This window comes from Lacticaseibacillus styriensis (assembly GCF_030770295.1).
GTDB lineage: Bacteria > Bacillota > Bacilli > Lactobacillales > Lactobacillaceae > Lacticaseibacillus > Lacticaseibacillus casei.
The window spans coordinates 2,744,062-2,763,523 of the sequence record NZ_CP132483.1 but is presented as its reverse complement, the minus strand read 5'-3'; the positions used below and the strand labels follow the sequence as shown (position 1 = coordinate 2,763,523).

Genomic DNA, 19,462 nt, shown 5'->3' with positions numbered 1-19,462 from the left:
AGGGGGCTTGTTGCGTTACTTTTGGAGGATTTTCAGGTTGCTGACTTTACTTAAGAACGTTTGCGTTTTTTACCTGTCAGCGCAAAGCCAAACATGCTTAGGATGAACGCACCCAGGGCAGCTAAGCCGGTTGCTGGTTTATCACCGGTTCGCGGTAATGAGGAGGTTGGCGTTAGCGTGGTTGACAGTGGCCGCGTTGTTGTCGATCGCGGATCAACGGTCAGTGGTTTTTGTGCTGGATCAGGAGTTGGTGTTTTGGCTGTGCCTGGCACGTACTGGGCGTCGATTTTCTTGATACCGTCAGCGAGTGCGGCATTTAAGGCGTCGGCATCCATGGCTTTTGCTAGGGCTTCTTTAGCTAGTGTTGTTTCGTGATCCACCTTAGCCTTCTGATCGTTTTTTTCCGTATCGGTCAGCAACGGGTCGTTGTCGATTTGCTGTTTAACTTTAGCCGCTTCTTTGTCAATTTCGGTAGTGGCAGTCGAGCGTTGATCGGCTAAAGATTTGCCAGGTTGGTGCTGGGCGTCAATGTTAGCTTTGCCAGTTTCAAAAGCCTGATTAACCTCATCAGGAGTCGTGGCAGCGTCAATGGCGGCCTGGCCGTCTTTGCGCGCCTTGTCAACGTTTTCGGCCTGTTGTTGTTTTTCGGTCGTCGTCAGGGTTGGGTCATTTTGGATGTCCTGCTTAACTTTTGCTGCTTCTTCATCCAGTGATTTCTTTTGGACGGTTTTTTGCTCATCGAGCGTTTTGCCCGGCTGATGGGCGTTGTCGATATTGATTTTGCCGGTTTCAAACGCCTGGTTGATGTCGTCAGCATCGGTCGCAGCATCAATGGCGGCTTGGCCATCTTTGCGTGCCTTGTCAACGCTTTCACTTTGCTGTTGCTTTTCAGCGGTGGTGAGGGTCGGATCGCCTTGGATATCCTTTTTAACTTTGGCTGCTTCCTCATCCAGTGACTTCTTCTGGGCGGCTTTTAGATCATCGAGCGATTTGCCAGGTTGGTGAGCATTGTCAATGTTGATCTTGCCGGTCTCAAAAGCCTGGTTGATATCATCGACATTTGTAGCGGCATCAATGGCAGCTTGGCCATCTTGGCGCGCTTTGTCAACGTTATCGGCTTGTTGTTGCTTTTCGGCAGTCGTTAGCGTTGGGTCATTTTGGATGTCCTGCTTAACTTTGGCGGCTTCTTCATCAAGTGACTTCTTCTGGGCGGTTTTTTGATCATCAATCAGTTTGCCCGGCTGATGAGCGTTGTCGATGTTGGTTTTACCAGTGTCAAAGGCCTTGTTAATGTCGTCGGCGGTTTTGGCGGCGTCAATGGCTGCCTTGCCGTCCGTTAGTGCCTTGTCAACATTGGCACTTTGTTGCGTCTTTTCCGCGGTTGTGAGTGTTGGGTCATCTTGAATGTCTTTTTTAACTTTGGCGGCTTCTTCATCGAGTGCTTTCTTGCGAGCGGTTTGCTGATCGTCAATCGCGGTGCCCGGTTGATGAGCCTTGTCGATATTTGCTTTCCCGGTGTCAAACGCCTGGTTGATTTCATCAGTGTTCTTAGCGGCGTCAATGGCTGCTTCACCGTCCTTGAACGCCTTGTCGACATTTTCGGACTGTTGTTGCTTCTCGGCAGTCGTTAGCGTTGGGTCATCTTTGATGTCTTGCTTCACTTTAGCAGCTTCATCGGCTAGTGACTTCTTTTGGGCGGCTTTTTGATCATCGATACTTGTGCCTGGTTGATGGGCGTTGTCGATGTTGATTTTGCCAGTGTCAAAGGCCTTGTTGATGTCGTCAGCATTAGTGGCGGCGTCAATCGCGGCGTTGCCGTCTTTGAGGGCCTTGTCGACATTGTCTGTTTGTTGCTGTTTCTCGATAGCGGTCAAAGTTGGATCGTTTTGAATGTCCTGTTTAACTTTGGTCGCTTCTTCATCCAGAAGCTTCTTTTGGGCATTCTTTTGATCTTCAATGGATTTGCCCTGTTGGTGGGCGTTATCAATGTTCACTTTGCCAGTATCGAACGCTTTGTTGATGTCATCGGCATTGGTCGCGGCGTCAATGGCAGCCTCGCCGTCTTTAAGTGCTTGATCAACATTGGCGGCTTGCTGGTCCTTTTCCGCTGTCGTTAGGGCAGGGTCGTCTTGAATATCCTTTTTAACTTTGGCGGCCTCATCGACCAGTGACTTCTTTTGAGCGGCTTTTTGATCATCGAGACTGGTACCCGGTTGGTGAGCGTTGTCAATGTTCACTTTGCCGGTCTCAAAAGCCTGGTTGATGTCGTCGGGATTGGTCGCCGCGTCAATAGCCGCTTCACCATCTTTCAGCGCTTGATCAACGTTTTCGCTTTGCTGCTGCTTTTCAGCATTGGTGAGCGTTGGATCATCTTGAATGTCCTTTTTGACCTTAGCCGCTTCATCGACCAGTGACTTCTTTTGGGCGGCTTTCTGATCATCGATACTTGTGCCTGGTTGGTGAGCATTGTCGATATTGGCCTTGCCGGTGTTGAAAGCTTGATTGATTTCGTCCGCATTCTTGGCGGCGTCAATCGCGGCCTTACCATCTTTGAGCGCTTTATCAGCATTTTCAGTTTGTTGCTTCTTCTCAGCAGTGATCAAGGTCGGATCGTCTTGAATCGCTTGTTTGACTTTAACCGCTTCTTCATCGAGTAGCTTCTTCTTAGCGTCCTTTTGGTCATTGATGTCTGTGCCGGATTTGTGGGCTTGGTCAACGTTTTGCTTGGCATCTGTGAACGCTTTGTTGATCTCGTCAGTGTTGGTTCCGGCGTCAATCGCAGCGCCGCCATCTTTGACTGCTTTATCCACCTCAGCAATTTGCTGGTTTTTCTCAGCTGTTGTCAACGTTGGGTCATCTTTAATCGCTTGTTTGACTTTCTCGCCTTCTTCTTCGAGGGCTTTCTTTTGGTCCTTCTTTTGCTCGTCAAGCGTTCGGCCCGGCTGATAGGCATTGTCGATATTCGTTTTGCCGTCTGAAAATGCTTGGTTGATGCTGTCGGCATCCTTGGCAGCGTCAATGGCGGCTTTGCCATCCTTCAGCGCCTTGTCAACGTCACCGGTTTGTTGCTTTTTCTCGGCAGTGGTCAGCGTCGGATCGCCTTGAATATCCTTTTTAACTTTGGTGGCTTCATTGTCGAGCTCCGTTTTCTTGGCGTTCTTTTGGTCATCAAGCGGTTTGCCGGGCTGATGGATCTTACCGATGGCGGTGATCGCGGTGTCTGCGGCAGTGTTGATGGCATCCGCATTGGTGGCGGCGTCAACAGCTGTTTTGCCGTTTTCGGCAGCTTTATCAACTGCATCAGTTTGCTGTTGCTTTTCAGCAGTTGTTAAAGTTGGGTCGTCTTGAATGGCTTTCTTTGCATTGGTTGCAGCATTGTCAATGGCCGCTTTCTTATCCTTTTTTTGGTCATCAAGCGATTTGCCGGGCTGATGTGCTTTATTGATGTTGGTAATCGCGGTATCAGCGGCAGTTTTGATGTCATCGGCACTGGTTGCGGCATCGATAGCATCTTTGCCAACCGTGGCAGCCTTATCAACCGCATCAATTTGCTGTTGCTTTTCGGCGTTTGTTAAGGTTGGGTCATCTTGAATGTCTTTTTTAGCTTTAGTCGCCGCATTGTCAATAGCCGTTTTCATGGCGGCTTTTTGGGCATCAAGCGGAGTGCCAGTTTGATAGGCCTTATCAATATCAGTGATACCAGCGTCAGCAGCGGTGTTAATGTCATCAGCGGTTTTAGCGTCATTGATATTTTTTAAGCCATCTGTCAAGGCCTGATCAACTGCGGTAGTTTGCGTGGCCTTTTGCGCTTTTGTCAGCGTGACATCGTCTTGAATCTTTTTCTTAACCGCAGTAGCTTCATCCGTCAGCCGTTTTCGTTGGGCGTTTTTCTGATCCTCAAGTGGTTTGCCGGCTTGATGGGCGTTGTCGATGTTGGCTTGACTGGTTGTGGCTGCCTGGCTGATCGCATCAGCTGTGGCGGCGTTATCAATATCTTGGTTACCTTGATTAAACGCATCAGTGGCATTTTTGATTTGTGGTTTTTTCTGTGCGGTCGTCAAAGTGGGATCATTATTAATATCGTTAACAACTTGATCGTATTTGTCCTTCAAGGCTTTCTTTTGAGCCTTTTTCTGCTCATCCAAGGAAAGGCCAGGTTGATGGGCTTTTTGAATATTGGCCAAGCCGGTATCGGCAGCGGTAGTGATGTCGTCGGCATTGTCGGCCTTATCAATCGCGTCTTTGCCAGTGGTTAGGGCTTTGTCAACGTTATCGGTTTGAGCCTTCTTCTCGTCAGTAGTTAAGGTTGGATCGTTCTGAATGTCTTGCCTAACTTGTTTTGCCGCGTCTTCTAATGCCTGCTTTTTTGCATTTTTTTGTGCATCAAGCGTGGCGCCAGGTTGATGGGCGTCGTCAATGGCCTTTTTCCCATTTAAAAATGCTTGGTCAACTTTATCCGCATCAGTTGCACCGTCAATCGCTGTATTGCCATTGGTAAGAGCCGTATCAGCATTACCCCGCTGCTGGTTCTTCTGGTCGGAAGTCAGCGTCGGATCGTTGTTGATCGCGGTGATGATGTTATTGTGTTCTGTTTTCAGCTCCGCCTTTTTATTTGCTTTTCGTTGATCTAGTGGTAGCCCAGACTGGTGAACCGCAATAATGAGTGGCTTATTGGTATCAAAAGCGTGGACGGCATCAGGCGTTGTGGTTGCAGCATCAATTGCATCCTGGCCTGTTTTGAGAGCAGTGTTAATGTCGGTGACTTGCTTTTGACGTTCCGGAGTCGTTAGCGTCGGGTCGCTATTCACAGCTGCTTTTTGAGTATCTGCTTCAGTTGCTAATCGGTTTTTCAAATCAGCTTTAACCGCATCCAGTCCAGGAGTGTACGTGAATGATTCAAAATCGAACAGATGCTGATTGGATTGATCGCCAGTTGAACCAATAATAAACATGGATAGTTGATCGTTTTGAATATACGGCTTAGCATCAAATGAAATTGATTTGTTGCCATAAGCAACCGTCAACCGCTTAGAATCGCCATTGTAATCGACGAGCAATGGTAGATATTGGCCCTTTGGATCCTCGAGTTTTTGATAAAATTCGCCTTCTGCTCCTTCGATGCTTTTAACTTTACCCAGTGGGCCTACTGTTTGAATAACGCGCATCTGGGGATAGTCGGCTTCAACACCTGGGTCTTTGAAATAAGCACCAGTGTCTTCCTGGCCATTGTAATACTCGTCAAACTTGACCCCAAAAGCATTCTTTAATGTGCCGATGCCAAATGCGTTCCCGGCCTTACCGGTTTTACCCGGATCTTCATCAGCAAAGCCGAATGCAACGCCATCTGCCGCGTTAGCCTTGGTTCCAAGGAAAAGCCTGCCTTGAAATTTAAAACTTTTATTCATATCAATTTTCGTCTTTAACGCAGCAGTCCCTATTTGGCCTGGTGCGTCAGGGGTTAACTGAACCTGAAAACCTAATTGACCTGATGGATAGGCAATAGCAGAACCTTGGCTTGGATCCGTGCCTCCTCCCAAACGGAAAAAGTTCAAGAACTCATCAGGTTTAACAGTAGCGGTGATATCAGTCGGTGTGGTATCCGCGTATACCGGTACAGCTTCAAAAATCTGCGGAATGGTGATAACCCCAAACGTTCCGAGTGAAATCGAAATCAAAGCGGTAACCCAGAATTTACCGCTCTTATAGCGTTTATAGTGCACTTTACTTTCCATTTTTTCTACCCCTCATTAAAGTTGTGATAATGCGTTGCTGTCTGTTTTTATACAAGTAGAATAGCACATATTATTTTTATATGGAAGCGCTTTATAATATAAAATATTATTAAGTGGTATATTTAGGAAACCATATTGTATGCTAATTTTCGAACAGCTTATTTTGCAAAACTGATATATCCGAAAACTTTCGTAGGACATGCCATTAATGACAATAATGAATAACTATAATCGAATACTGATTAACCGAGTTGCTATAAAAGTAACCATGAGAATCTCGATAATAAATAAGTCAAAATTTTCAGAGCCGTTGACGAAAATTTGTGGGCATGCAATATAATAGCCAGTACGTGAAGCATCTTTCGTACGTTACTAAAGCGCCATTTGTCGAATGATTGAGGCAGCAACTTGGAATGAAACAAGCCCTCTGGTCGAGCGCCGTTATGGCATTTCGATCAGGGGGCTTGTTGAGTTACTTATGGAGGATTTTCTGGTGTCTTTACTTTAAGAACGTTTGCGTTTTTTGCCTGATAGCGCAAAGCCGAACATGCTTAGGATGAACGCACCCAGAGCAGCTAAGCCGGTCGCAGGTTTGTCGCCGGTTCGCGGCAATGGGGAGGTTGGCGCTTGCGTGGTTGATAGTGGCTGGGTCGGCGTCGGGCGTGGATCAACCGTTATCGGCCCTGGTGTTGGATCGGGGGCTGGGGCTGTGCCTGGTACGTACTGGGCGTCGATTTTCGTGATGCCGTCAGCAAGTGCGGCATTTAGAGCTTCCGCATCAATCGCTTGCGCCAGCGCCTCCTTAGCCAGTGCTGCTTCGCGATCCACGTTGGCTTTTTGTTCGGCTTTCTGGGCATCGGTTAGCAGCGGGTCGTTGTCGATTTGTTGTTTGACTTTAGCCGCTTCTTTGTCAATTTCGGCGGTTGCTGCCAAGCGCTGGTCTGCCAATGATTTGCCAGGTTGATGCTGGGCGTCGATATTGGCTTTGCCGGTTGTAAATGCCGTGTTGACGCTGTCGGCATCCTGCGCTTGGTCGATTGCCTTTTGGCCGTCTACCAGTGCTTTGTCAACATTCTCTGACTGTTGCTGTTTTTCCGCGGTCGTGAGGGTTGGATCAGCTTGGATTTCCTTTTTAACTTTGGCGGCTTCATCGGCTAGGGATTGCTTCTGGGCCGTCTTTTGATCGTCAAGCGTTTTGCCCGGTTGGTGCGCCTTGTCGATATTGATCTTGCCGGTAGCAAACGCTTGGTTGGCCTCATCGGCATTGGTGGCGGCGTCAATGGCAGCAGTGCCATCTTTGAGTGCCTTGTCGACGTTTTCGGTTTGCTGTTTCTTTTCCGCGGCGGTCAGGGTTGGGTCATTTTGAATGTCCTGCTTAACTTTAGCGGCTTCTTCATTGAGTGACTGCTTCTGAGCGGCTTTTTGGTCATCGATCGTTTTGCCTGGTCGATGGGCGTTGTCGATATTGATTTTACCGGTATCAAACGCCTTGTTGATGTCGTCCGCGTTCGTCGCCGCATCAATGGCTGCTTTGCCGTCTTTGAGCGCCTGGTCAACATCGGCGGTTTGTTGCTGTTTTTCGGCCGTTGTTAGGGTCGGGTCGTCAAGGATCGCTTGCTTAACTTTGGCCGCTTCCTCATCGAGTGCCTTCTTCCGGGCGGCTTGTTGATCGTTGATAGCGGTGCCTGGCTGATGGGCGTTGTCGATGTTGATCTTGCCAGTGTCAAACGCTTTGTTGATGTCATCGGCGTTCGTCGCCGCATCAATCGCCGCTTCGCCATCTTTGAGAGCTTTATCGACATTTTCTGACTGATGTTGTTTCTCCGCGGTCGTTAGCGTTGGGTCAGCTTGGATTTCCTGCTTTACTTTAGCAGCTTCATCAGCCAGTGACTTCTTTTGGGCTTCTTTTTGGCCATCGAGACTCGTGCCTGGTTGATGGGCGTTGTCGATGTTGGTTTTGCCGGTGTCAAACGCCTCGTTGATGTCATCAGCATTGGTAGCGGCGTCGATCGCGGCGTTGCCGTCTTTGAGAGCCTTGTCGACGTTTTCTGTTTGTTGCTGTTTCTCCACGGCGGTCAAGGTCGGATCGTTTTGAATGTCCTGCTTAACTTTGGCGGCTTCCTCATCCAGCAGCTTCTTTTGGGCATTCTTTTGATCGTCAATGGATTTGCCTGGTTGATGAGCGTTGTCAATGTTCACTTTGCCAGTATCGAACGCTTTGTTGATGTCATCGGCATTGGTCGCGGCGTCAATGGCGGCTTCACCATCTTTGAACGCTTGGTCAACGTTGGCAGTTTGCTGATTCTTTTCCGCTGTGGTTAAGGTTGGATCATCTTGAATCTCTTGTTTAACTTTGGCGGCTTCTTCAGCAAGTGACTTCTTCTGAGCATCTTTTTGGTCATTGACTGCTGTGCCGGGCTTGTGAGCATTGTCGATGTTGATTTTACCGATGTCAAAGGCTTGGTTGACTTCATCAGCAGTCGTGGCCGCGTCGATGGCAGCTTCGCCGGCTTTGAGGGCGTCAGCAACATCTTGTATCTGCTTTTGCTTTTCAGCAGTTGTCAAGGTTGGGTCGTTTTGAATTTCCTGGGTCACCTTGGCGGCCTCATCGTTCAACGACTTTTTCTGAAGGGTCTTTTGATCGTCAATCGTTTTGCCTGGTTGATGGGCATTATCGATGTTGATTTTACCCGTGTTGAAGGCGTCATTGACTTCATCGGCGTTTTTAGCGGCATCAATAGCAGCTTCGCCATCTTTGAGTGCTTGGTCAACATTGGCAGTTTGCTGGTTTTTCTCCGCCGTGGTTAGGGTCGGATCGTCTTGGATTTCCTTTTTAACCTTGGCAGCTTCATCGGCCAGTGACTTCTTCTGGGCGGCCTTTTGATCATCGAGATTGGTACCCGGTTGGTGGGCGTTGTCGATGTTCACTTTGCCGGTATCAAAAGCCTGGTTGATTTCGTCAGCATTCTTGGCCGCGTCAATGGCCGCTTCACCATCTTTCAGTGCTTTATCGACATTATCGGTTTGCTGCTGCTTTTCAGCGGTGGTGAGGGTAGGGTCGTCTTGAATTTCTTGTTTAACTTTAGCGGCTTCATCGGTCAGTGACTTCTTCTGGGCGGCCTTTTGATCATCGATACTTGCGCCTGGTTGATGAGCGTTGTCGATGTTGGTCTTGCCGGTGTCAAAGGCTTGATTGATTTCGTCAGCATTCTTGGCCGCATCAATGGCCGCTTTGCCATCCTTGAGCGCTTTGTCGACATTATCGGTTTGCTGCTGCTTCTCGGCAGTCGTCAAAGTTGGATCATCTTGAATGGCTTGCTTGACTTTGGTTGCTTCATCATCAAGCAGCTTCTTCTGGGCATCCTTTTGATCATCGACAGCCGTGCCAGGTTTGTGGGCTTGGTCAACGTTATTCTTGGCATCCGTGAAGGCCTTGTTGATCTCGTCAGCGTTTGTTCCGGCGTCAATCGCGTCTTTGCCATCCTTGACCGCTTTATCCACCTCGGCAATTTGCTGGTTTTTCTCAGCAGTCGTCAGGGTTGGGTCGTCTTGAATGGCTTGTTTAATCTTGGTAGCTTCGTCATCAAGGGCCTTCTTTTGATTATTTTTTTGGTCATCGAGTGTTTGCCCGGGCTGATGGGCGTTTTCGATGTTTGTCTTGCCATCTGAAAATGCCTGGTTGATGCTGTCGGCATCTTTGGCAGCATCAATTGCGTCTTTAGCATCTTTGAGTGCTTTGTCAACGTTGGCGGTTTGTTGCTGCTTCTCAGCCGTCGTTAAGGTTGGGTCGTCTTGAATAGCTTTCTTGACTGTGGCCGCAATGTCGTCCAGCGCCTTCTTTTGATTGGCTTTTTGGTCATCGACTGAGGTGCCAGGCTGATGAGCATTGTCAATATTCGTCTTGCCGGTGTTGAACGCCTGATTGATTTCGTCAGCATTCGTGGCATTGGTAATGGCCGCTGTTCCATCTTTCAACGCTTTGTCGACGTTGTCGGTCTGTTGTTGCTTCTCGGCCGTTGTCAGCGTCGGGTCGTCTTGAATGGCCTTTTTAACAGCGGCAGCTTCGTCTTGGAGAGCCTTCTTTTGGGCAGCCTTTTGATCATCGAGCGTTTTGCCAGGTTGGTGCGCCGCGTCAATCTTGGCTTTACCATCAGAAAATGCCTGGTTGACGCCGTCAGCATTTGTTGCGGCGTCAATCGCGTTTTTAGCATCTTGTAACGCTTTGTCAACATTGGCGGTTTGCTGTTGTTTCTCTGCCGTTGTCAGTGTTGGGTCATCTTGAATCGCTTTTTTGACTGTCGCTGCTTCGTTCTCAAGTGCTTTCTTTTGAGTAGCTTTCTGGTCATCGAGCGTTTGACCGGGCTGATGTGCCGCGTCAATCTTGGCTTTACCATCAGAAAATGCCTGATTGATGCCATCCGCGTTTGTTGCGGCGTCAATCGCATCTTCGGCATCCTTTAACGCCTTGTCAACGTTCGCTGTCTGCTGTTGTTTTTCGGTAGTCGTCAAAGTTGGGTCATCCTGAATGGCTTTTTTGACGGCAGCAGCCTCGTCCTCGAGTTTCTTCTTTTGATCAGCCTTTTGGTCGTCAAGCGAGGTGCCAGGCTTGTGGGCGTTGTCGATGTTGGTTTTGCCAGTGGCAGTGGCGGTGTTGATCTCGTCAGCAGTCGTGGCCTTATCAATGGCAGCTTCGGCGTCTTTTAGCGCTTTATCGACGTTATCGGTCTGCTGTTGTTTTTCAGCCGTCGTCAAAGTCGGGTCATTTTGAATGGCCTCTTTGACGGTCTTAGCTTCTTTTTCGAGTGCTTCTTTCTGCGCCTTTTTCTGGTCGTCAATTGAAGTGCCAGGTTGATGGGCATTGTCGATGTTGATTTTAGCAGCATCAGTAACCGTGTTGATGTCATCGGCGTTAGCTGCGGCGTCAATGGCTTTCTTACCGGCGTCAAGGGCCTTGTCAACTGCATCTAGTTGCTTGTTCTTTTCATCGGTGGTCAAAGTCGGGTCGCCTTGAATCGCGGTTTTGATTTTGGTAGCTTCATTGTCAAGTTCTGTTTTCTTGGCGTCTTTTTGTTCATCGATCGATTTCCCAGGCTGGTGGATTTTACCGATAGCGGTGATGGCGGTGTCACCGGCCTTGTTGATGTCGTCCGCGTTGGTAGCGGCGTCGATAGCCTTTTTACCGGCATCGGCCGCTTGATCGACGGCATCAGTTTGCTGCTTCTTTTCAGCCGTCGTTAAGGTTGGGTCGTCTTGAATGGCTTTTTTTGCAGCAGTTGCGGCATTGTCGATGGCGGTTTTTTGGGCTTCTTTTTGGTCGGCGATGGATTTTCCTGGTTGATGGGCCTGATTGATCGTGGTGATCGCCGTATCGGCAGCTTTGTTGACGTCATCCGCATTGGTAGCGGCGTCGATAGCCTTTTTGCCGTCTGTGACCGCCTTATCTACCACGGCCAGTTGTTGTTGCTTTTCAGCCGTTGTTAAAGTTGGGTCGTCTTGAATGGCTTTCTTGGCAATGGCGGCCGCGTTATCAATCGCCGTTTTCTTGGCGGTTTTTTGGTCATCAAGGGGTGCGCCAGTTTGGTAGACCTTATCAATGGCAGTAATGCCGTCATCGCCGGCTGCAATGATGCCGTCAGCGGTGGTTGCGGCGTTGACGGCGTTTAAACCGTCTGTCAGTGCTTTATCAACGTTAGCGGTTTGTTGGGTCTTTTCCGCGGTTGTCAGCGTGACATCATCTTGAATCTTTTTCTTAACCGCAGTGGCTTCATTGTTCAGCCGTTGCCTCTGCGCGTTTTTCTGATCCTCGAGCGGTTTTCCAACTTTATGCGCATTGTCGATGTTTGCTTGGCTAACGGTCGCTGCCTGGTTGATCGCATCAGCTGTGGCGGCAGTGTCAATGGCAGCATTGCCATCGGTGAGTGCCTGATCCGCATTAGTGATTTGCGTTTTCTTCTCGGCGGCCGTCAATGTTGGATCTAGGGTAATGTCATTGACAACCTGATCGTGTTTAGCTTTTAACGCCTGCTTTTGGATGGTGCGCTGGTCAGCTAAGGATGGACCCGATTTGTGCGCATTTCTAATATTGGCTAAACCAGTATCCGCAGCGGCGTTGATCGTGTCAGCTGTTGTAGCCTTGTCGATGGCGGATTTGGCATCGGTTAAAGCTTTATCAACGGCATCTGACTGTGTTTTCTTTTCGGCTGAGGTTAGGGTGGCGTCGTCTTGAATGGCTTGCTTGACGGTGGCTGCCTCAGTATCTAGTATTGCCTTTTTTGCGGTTCTTTGTGCGTCAATAGTGGCGCCAGGTTTATGAGCGCCATCAATCGCAGTTATGCCATCTGAAAATGCTTGATCAACATTGTCTGCATCGGTAGCAGCATCAATTTTTGTGTTGGCGTTGCTTAGCGCTGTATCAGCATTAGTTATTTGCTGAGTCTTTTCCGCGGTGGTCAAGGTCGGATCTTTGTTGATGTCAGCTGCGATTTTGTCGTGCTCAGCCTGCAATTTGGTCTTTCTGTCCACTTTTCGATCTGCTAGTGGTTGACCGGGCGTGTGTACAGCTTGAATGAGGCGCTTGTTGGTGTCAAAAGCGTTAATTGCATCAGGTGTTTTGGTTGCGGCATCGATCGCAGCTTGCCCTATTTTCAGAGCAGCGTCAATTTTGTCTGTTTGAGTCTTGCGATCGCCAGTTGTTAACGTTGGATCAGCGTTAACTGCTGCTTTTTGAGTGTTTGCTTCAGTGAGCAATCTGTTTTTAAGATCGGCTTGAACTGCTTTTAGTCCAGGGGTGTATTCAAATGATTCAAAATCGAACACGTGTTGATTGAACGAGCCACCAGTTGAGCCAGTGAGAAACAAGGCTAACTGTTCGTTTTTAATGTACTCCTTTGCATTGAACGAAATGGTCTTTTTGTCGTACGTGACAGTCATTTGCTTAGTATCGCCATTATAAATGATCACAAGGTCAAAAAAATTGCCGTCAGGGTTGGGGATGGTGTCATAGACTACTCCTTTTTTCCCATCGACACTCAAGACGGTGCCCCATTGATCGTCAGTGGTTTTAACAAGGCGCATCTGGGGGTAGTCGTTTCGAGTCCCAAGGTCTGCACCAGCATGAATGTCTCCAGTGCCATTAAAGTATTCATCGAATTTGACACCGAATGATCTAGCTATTCCGCCTATACCGAATGCGTTGCCAGCATACCCATATTTTCCAGGATCGGTGTCTGCAAAACCAAAAGCGACCCCATCTGCACCAAATTCATTCTCACCTAAGTAAAGACGCCCTTTGAGTGTAAAACTTTGGGTCATATCGATTTTGGTTCGTAATGAAACAATTCCAGTCTTAGCTCCCAAGTTAGGTGTCAACTCGACTTGGAGACCTCGTGCTGGTTGACCGTCTGGGGGGGTTGCAAGTAGTGATGCTGATCCGTCCAATTTAAAATAGGTTCCAAATTTGGCAGGATCGATCTTGACTGTAACGTCAGTCGGACTGGAATCCGCGTAGACCGGTACAGCCTCAAAAAATTGTGGAATGGTGATAACCCCAATCGTTCCGAGCGACACTGAAATGAGGGCGGCAACCCAAAATTTGCCGCTCTTGTAGCTTTTGTAGTGCACTTTTCTTTCCATTTTTCTTCTCCTTGTTTAAAGCGAGGGACAGTGCTCATCTATTCACTTTCTCACAAGAAGAGTATCATGTTTTACTTTTTCCGGTAAAGTAATTTGCATTAAAAATGGCCTGAAATAGTACTATAAATACTAATAAAGGTATATTTGGTTAATCAAAGATTGCTTTGGCGATACTGATATATATTTAAGCTTCATTAAGTTGAAAGATATGTTAGTTAACTATAAAAACAAGAGCTATAATTATTAATATATTTGCGGTCGGTACATAAAAACGACTCCAAGCATTACGGTTATCCAACCGAGATGCCCAGAATCGCTTTTACAAATCCGCCGTTTTTAAAGGCTGATTAAAGAGAAAATTAAGCCTTACCAATAATCCCAAAAGCACCTAAAACAATGCCGAGAATCAGCACCAAAACAATGAGGCGTGTCGAGTTCATTTTTTTCTTACCGAGCAGCCAATAACTTAACGCAACCAACGCCACCGGGACCAGCGACGGCATGATTTGATTGAGTACCGTCTGTGCCTTCAAAACGACTTTGCCGGTTTTGAAAACAAGCGGTACGTTGGCGGAGACGACAGTGGGGATTAAGGCCCCGACAACGGTGACACCAAGAAGGATGGCGGCATCGGTGATGCGATTGAGTTTATCGCCAGCTGCGTAAATTAATTTTTCACCTTGTGAATAGCCCAGCGGTAGTAGAAAGAAGCGAAGGATCAGTACGGCAAAATTAACCAATAACCATAAGATTGCACCGGTCGGATTGCCTTTCAACCCCATGTAAGCACCGATAGAACCGAAAATGGTTGGTAGAATGACGCCGACAATGGTATCGCCCACGCCAGCGAATGGCCCCATCAGACCAGCCTTCAGCCCGGCGACGGTTTCTTCGGCTTTGCGGCCTTTCTTTTCCTCGATGGCCATGTCCATACCAACGATGAAGCCACCAACATAAGCATTTGTATTGAAAAATTGATTGTGCATCTTCATCATTTCGATGAGATCCTGATCATTTTTGTACAGCTTCTTCAGCGTTGGCAACATGGTAAACAGATAACCGGTTGACATCATCCGTTCATAATTCCAACAAATCTGGCTGCTCCATAGCCAGCGCCAGTTTGCCTGAAAGAGATCATGTTTGGTTAGTTTGACAGGCTGATCAGTCTTCGTATTCGCCGATGGCATTTTCAAAACCTCCTTTGTGCGTGTCGTGTTGATCGTGGTCATTGCTCGCTGAATGACCGCTTTGCTTGTAGTAAATAATCGCTAGTGCCAAGCCCAGTAAGGCGACACCGAGCATTGGAATTTTGAGATAGGCTGCGGCTAGGAAGCCGATCACTAAATATGAAATAAATCTTTTTGTTGGTAAGAACCGTAGAAGAATGGCAATGCCGACCACCGGCAAAATGCCTCCCGCCGCTGTTAACCCTTTAGAAAGCCACTCAGGCATGGCATTGACCACTTTTTGGACGACACTGTTACCAACCAACAGCATCACAAACACTGGGATCGCGCGCGACAAGCCCCAAGGGAAAACGCCGTAGACAATATTCCGGGCAACATGTTTCGTGTCGCCTTTTTCGATGTAGCGATCCACACGGTGCAGGAAGAAAGTGTTCGTGAATCGGGCAAGAACATCTAGTTGAACCATCAGTAAGCCAACGGGAACAGCGAGGCCGATGGCAAAATTGATCCCTTTGCCGGAAATGACGGCGTAGGCGGTACCGATGATGGCGCCAGTCATGAAGTCTGGCATGCTGGCACCGCCATATGTACCGACACCTAACACCATCAATTGCAACGTTGCCCCGACAACGAGGCCGGTTTTGACATCCCCCATGATGATGCCGGCAACAAAGCCATAAAGTAGGGGATAGTTAGTTAAAATCCCAACCGTTATCTGATCAATGATCATCCAAAACGCGAGCATTGTCAGTAATAGAATTTGCCACCATGCGATTGCCATGTGGCTCACACTCCTTTTTTAAGTAATGGCATAAAATCAACCTTTGGATCATTGGGAACCATTTGGTGATAGAGTTTGACGCCATGAGCGGCCAGATAGTCGAATACGGTGACATCTTCAGCGGTCACTGCAACGCTTTTGGCAATTTGCTTGGCACCTGCAGCCATAGAGAGATTGCCAACATTGACGCTATCGAGCTTGACGCCGGCTGCTACCATTTCTTGTAAAGCCTTGGGGTTGCGCACGATCAGAAAAACGCGTTGTCCTTGATATTGATCCGCTAAAATGCGTTTCGCAGCTCCGGCTGGCGTCAGGATACTGAGATGAACGCCGCCGGGAACTGCGGTTTTCAGAGTCATCTTCTGGACCTCGCTTTTGACGATCTGGTCATCAACCACCATGATGCGCGTGGCGTTGAGCGTTCGCGTCCACATCGTTGCAACTTGCCCGTGAATGAGTCGGGCATCGACGCGAATATTGATTAAAGGATTGACAGTATCGTTGACTTCCTTGACCGGATTGGCGGGCGTTTGCTTCAAAAATTCGGTACGATCGTTGTGCAGTGAAAGTTCTTTGATAATTGCCTTGGACTGTTCAAGTGCTTCTGCAATGGGCGTCCCGGTTGCCAGTGCCAGGACGAGTCCCAGCGACAACCCGGAAAAAACATGAATGTCAGGGTGCTGATGCTTGAACTGTAAAGCGGCGTTCGCAGGCGAGCCATTTGGAATATCTGTCACGATAATGAAGTCAGCAGGATCTTTTACTTTGGAAAAAGCGTTCGCGTATGCCGCGATCAGATCTGCTACGCTCATTGGATCGTGAAAAGAAATGGCTGTGAAATTAGGCAGTTTGCCTGCAATTATTTCACAACTTGCTAAAGTAGCTTCAGCGTAATTGCCATGACTCACAAGAACATACATATTAATCACCTCGTTTTACTTAATGTGTTAAGCTTGGCTTACGCGCAAATCGTAGCACATTAATTTGCCGACTTCAATACTTTGGACTTGCAGATGAAATACTAAATTTTAGGCGATGCAAGCGATTAACTCTAACAAAGGTATAATAGAACAAAAGCATTAAAAAGTTCAACCTAATGTGTTAGGATATGTACCAAGGAAGACAAATGAGGTGACAAAATGACAGAACCACTACCACGAATCAAACGTTATGAAGATCTTGGGTTAGGGCTGTTTATCCACTGGGGTCTTTATTCCCAATTGGCAGTCGGTGAATGGACGGAATTCATCCATCAACGGCCGCAAAATGACTACGAAAAATTGAAAAACAGTTTTACGGCAAATGAGTTCGATCCAGAAAAGATCGCTCACGCCGCCAAAATGATGGGAGCAAAATACATTGTTTTGACAACAAAACATCATGAAGGCTTTTTCCTATATGACACTAAAGGCTTGAGCGATTTTGATGTCATGCACACACCGGCTAAGCGGGATTTAATCGGCGAGTTTGTGGCAGCGTGTCGAAAAGAAGGGCTATTGCCATTTTTCTACATGGCAACGTATGACTGGCATTCACCTTTATACGAAAAGGACTTTTCGGCGTATTTGCGGTACTTACAGTCGTCTGTTGAATTACTTTGTCGAAACTATGGCCCGATTGGCGGCTTTTGGTTTGACGGCAATTGGAATAAGAAAGACGCAGACTGGCACTTGCCAGAGCTCTATGGCATGATTCGCAAATATCAACCGGATGCCATTATCGTCAACAACACCGGACTCAAAAATCGTGGGCAAGTGAGCGATCCCGAAATTGATGTGGTGACGTATGAACGGCGAACGCCAGATGAGATTTATCACGGTGCGCCTAACGAAAAATATGTTGCTGGGGAAATTTCAATAACGTTAAATCAACACTGGGGCATTGCCACGAATGATCTGAATTACAAATCACCGGCGGAAATCATCGAAACGGTCGCCCATGCACGGCACATCGGGGCTAACATTCTGGTTAATATCGGACTGACTGGCCAAGGTGCCATACCGATGGCAGCCGAAACATACATGGCGTTGTTGGGACGCTGGACGGCGATGGCGGCACCGGTTTTATATCAGGGACGTCCCACTGAAATTATCTCGGGACATGGCACACGAGATTTTGTTTTGAGAACGCATCAGCATGATTATCTTTGCGTTTTTGATTTGCAGGTTGTGGGGAACGACAATGTGGTTCTTGGTGGCGAAGGCGTTAACCCGCGCTCATTTATTGGTGTTACACGGCCCATTCAAGCCATTCACTGGTTGGATAACCAAGAAAAGTTGACGTTTACGCAAGATCTAAACAAAAAGGTTCTCACCGTTGATGCGACAGGGTATCCTTATGGCAGTGACTGGGTTGTTAGAATAGCGCAAATCGATTATGCCAATAATAGGTAAATGGAAGTAATTAGCAGGCAATGGTTTGGGCATTCTTTGTGTTCTAATTGATTTTCAAATCACTCAGTCCGAAACTGATAGGTTGAAAGGATGCTGACGTGTGGCCAAACCAAAGTATCAGGAAATTGTGGATGAATTGATCAAAGAACTTAATCGCGGCCGGTTGAATCAAGGAGATCGGTTTTATAGCGAAGCGGAAATTAAGGAGCGTTTTGGGGTCAGTTCAACGACCGCTGTTAAGGTCCTTAATTTGCTTCAATCGGAAAACTGGGTTACCCGAATTAAGGGACGTGGGACTTTTGTCGCCAAAGAGAACCATCGCCGCGTTGTTTATTTGACTGATCTCAATATGGCCAAAACGCAGCCAGAATGGACCAAGGTTTTAAGTGTCGAATCCGGGGATGACCCAGTGGTAAGAAAAAAGATGCAACTGGGTGAAAGTGGCGCTTATGTCGTGATTCAGCGGCTGCGGATGATAGGTGATCAACCGGTTCAATACACGATTAACAACATCAATGCTGCTTATCTCAAGCAAGAATGGTTGCAGAAACTTGATGCTTTTGTATCGGTGTATCAACGAATCCGCGATGACAGTGGCCTTGATCCGTATAAATTGCCTTATGCGCAGCGCAACTTGGCGGGCTCGATTGATGCGGCGTTGGTGAAGCAATATTTCCCTCAACGTCCTGTGAACCAAACCTTCATTCAGCAATTTCGGTTAACGTATTTGCCTTTCGATCGCCCAGGTTTGTTAGAATATGCTGTTAGTTACAAACTACCTGAATTTTGGGGGTTACAGACGGATTCGACTTATGGGTTTATCGGTCAGGATGAGTAGTCGGTAGGTCGTAAGCTATACAGTGTTTCAGAAGGTGTAACAAGGTCAATGCAAGCAAACAAAGAAGCCCTCAATCGTGGACTGTTGTCAGGTCCGATTGAAGGCTTGTTTGTTTGGATGAAAAATGCTGACCAGCTTTATGCTGTCACAATGGTCTGATCTTACATACGTTTGCGCTTTTTGCCCAATGTTGTCATGCCTGCAATGCCTAAGATTAGGGCACCCAGGACTGCTAACCCTCGGGACTTGTTGTCACCGGTTTGTGGTAAGGACGCGTCCTGATTTGTTGGTTTGGTCGGATTAACAAGTTCTAGGGATTCTTGAACAGGGAGCCGTTTAAGCTTCGAAAGGTTATGGGCTTTGTCGGTCTCAATCTCAGTTTTATGGTGCTCGCTGCTTTTGGGGATGTCTTTTTTCTGGTCTGTTTGACGTTCTTTTATTTCTTTTTGTACCTCTGTCAGCAACGTATTGGTTTTGAGCTGTTTCTTCTTGTTGTCTGTTTCAGTATCAATTGTTTCTACAGGATCGTGTTGTTTATCAGTTGAGGTGCTGTCTAATGAAGGCTGATTAGCAAGCAAGATTTTAGCAGATATTTGGTTTTCATGGTTCTGAACCATATCACCTGTGATCCGTTCAGTGACTTGATCGTGTTCGGACTGTGTCACCTTTTCTTCAGCATCTTTTTTGGGAGTTGAGGACGTGATTGGTTGATGCGGCTGATCCGGTGTAGCTTCGCTGACTGCTAGTACTTTGTTGGTGGCATCGGCTGTCGGTGTTACGTCGATAGCGACTTCAGCTTGTTGGACGGTTTGATCAACAGCACTAGGCTGTTCTGACTTCTCTGAGGCCATTGACGTAGCGTTATCGGCAATGGCTTGATTGTCTGTGGCGACCGTTGC

The 19,462-nt window shown here is 47.6% G+C and carries 8 protein-coding genes; 2 read left to right on the top strand and 6 right to left on the bottom strand.

All coding sequences use genetic code 11. The features are described from left to right. Window positions 1–50: 50 nt before the first annotated feature. From LACSTY_RS12945 to LACSTY_RS12925, 5 genes are all read right to left on the bottom strand, one after another. Entirely contained in the window at window positions 51–5,732 is a 5,682-nt protein-coding gene (locus tag LACSTY_RS12945) for a DUF1542 domain-containing protein (protein WP_087912931.1), read from the bottom strand. Between the two features lie 504 nt (window positions 5,733–6,236). After that, window positions 6,237–13,364 (bottom strand): DUF1542 domain-containing protein, encoded by a 7,128-nt coding sequence (locus LACSTY_RS12940; RefSeq protein WP_151466792.1) that lies wholly within the window; start codon window positions 13,362–13,364, stop codon window positions 6,237–6,239. Window positions 13,365–13,723: 359 nt separating this feature from the next. After that, window positions 13,724–14,551 (bottom strand): PTS system mannose/fructose/sorbose family transporter subunit IID, encoded by an 828-nt coding sequence (locus LACSTY_RS12935; RefSeq protein ID WP_087912928.1) that lies wholly within the window; start codon window positions 14,549–14,551, stop codon window positions 13,724–13,726. Further along, the gene (locus LACSTY_RS12930; protein WP_087912927.1) at window positions 14,526–15,332 is read right to left on the bottom strand and encodes a PTS mannose/fructose/sorbose/N-acetylgalactosamine transporter subunit IIC; all 807 of its coding nucleotides are present in this window, start codon (window positions 15,330–15,332) and stop codon (window positions 14,526–14,528) included. The genes LACSTY_RS12935 and LACSTY_RS12930 overlap by 26 nt, the downstream gene beginning before the upstream one ends. A 5-nt stretch (window positions 15,333–15,337) precedes the next feature. Then, window positions 15,338–16,252 carry a PTS sugar transporter subunit IIAB gene (locus LACSTY_RS12925; protein WP_087912926.1) on the bottom strand — a complete coding sequence of 305 codons (915 nt, stop codon included), beginning with the start codon at window positions 16,250–16,252 and terminating at the stop codon, window positions 15,338–15,340. Window positions 16,253–16,471: 219 nt separating this feature from the next. Between LACSTY_RS12925 and LACSTY_RS12920 the strand changes: the two genes are divergently transcribed. Together LACSTY_RS12920 and LACSTY_RS12915 are read left to right on the top strand one after the other, a co-directional pair. Beyond that, window positions 16,472–17,725, top strand: coding sequence for an alpha-L-fucosidase (locus LACSTY_RS12920; RefSeq protein ID WP_087912925.1), 1,254 nt, complete (start codon window positions 16,472–16,474; stop codon window positions 17,723–17,725). Window positions 17,726–17,825: 100 nt separating this feature from the next. After that, window positions 17,826–18,563: a GntR family transcriptional regulator gene (locus LACSTY_RS12915; RefSeq protein ID WP_087912924.1), complete on the top strand. Its 738-nt coding sequence runs from the start codon at window positions 17,826–17,828 to the stop codon at window positions 18,561–18,563. Window positions 18,564–18,724: 161 nt separating this feature from the next. Here LACSTY_RS12915 and LACSTY_RS12910 read toward each other — a convergent pair whose 3' ends face one another. After that, complete coding sequence (locus LACSTY_RS12910) at window positions 18,725–19,414, bottom strand: LPXTG cell wall anchor domain-containing protein (RefSeq protein WP_151901597.1); 690 nt, start codon at window positions 19,412–19,414, stop codon at window positions 18,725–18,727. Window positions 19,415–19,462 lie beyond the last annotated feature (48 nt).

Coding starts and splice junctions, on each gene's coding strand:
- LACSTY_RS12945 (WP_087912931.1), bottom strand. CDS start 5,732: ATGGAAAGTAAAGTGCACTATAAACGCTATAAGAGCGGTAAATTCTGG.
- LACSTY_RS12940 (WP_151466792.1), bottom strand. CDS start 13,364: ATGGAAAGAAAAGTGCACTACAAAAGCTACAAGAGCGGCAAATTTTGG.
- LACSTY_RS12935 (WP_087912928.1), bottom strand. CDS start 14,551: ATGCCATCGGCGAATACGAAGACTGATCAGCCTGTCAAACTAACCAAA.
- LACSTY_RS12930 (WP_087912927.1), bottom strand. CDS start 15,332: ATGGCAATCGCATGGTGGCAAATTCTATTACTGACAATGCTCGCGTTT.
- LACSTY_RS12925 (WP_087912926.1), bottom strand. CDS start 16,252: ATGTATGTTCTTGTGAGTCATGGCAATTACGCTGAAGCTACTTTAGCA.
- LACSTY_RS12920 (WP_087912925.1), top strand. CDS start 16,472: ATGACAGAACCACTACCACGAATCAAACGTTATGAAGATCTTGGGTTA.
- LACSTY_RS12910 (WP_151901597.1), bottom strand. CDS start 19,414: ATGGCCTCAGAGAAGTCAGAACAGCCTAGTGCTGTTGATCAAACCGTC.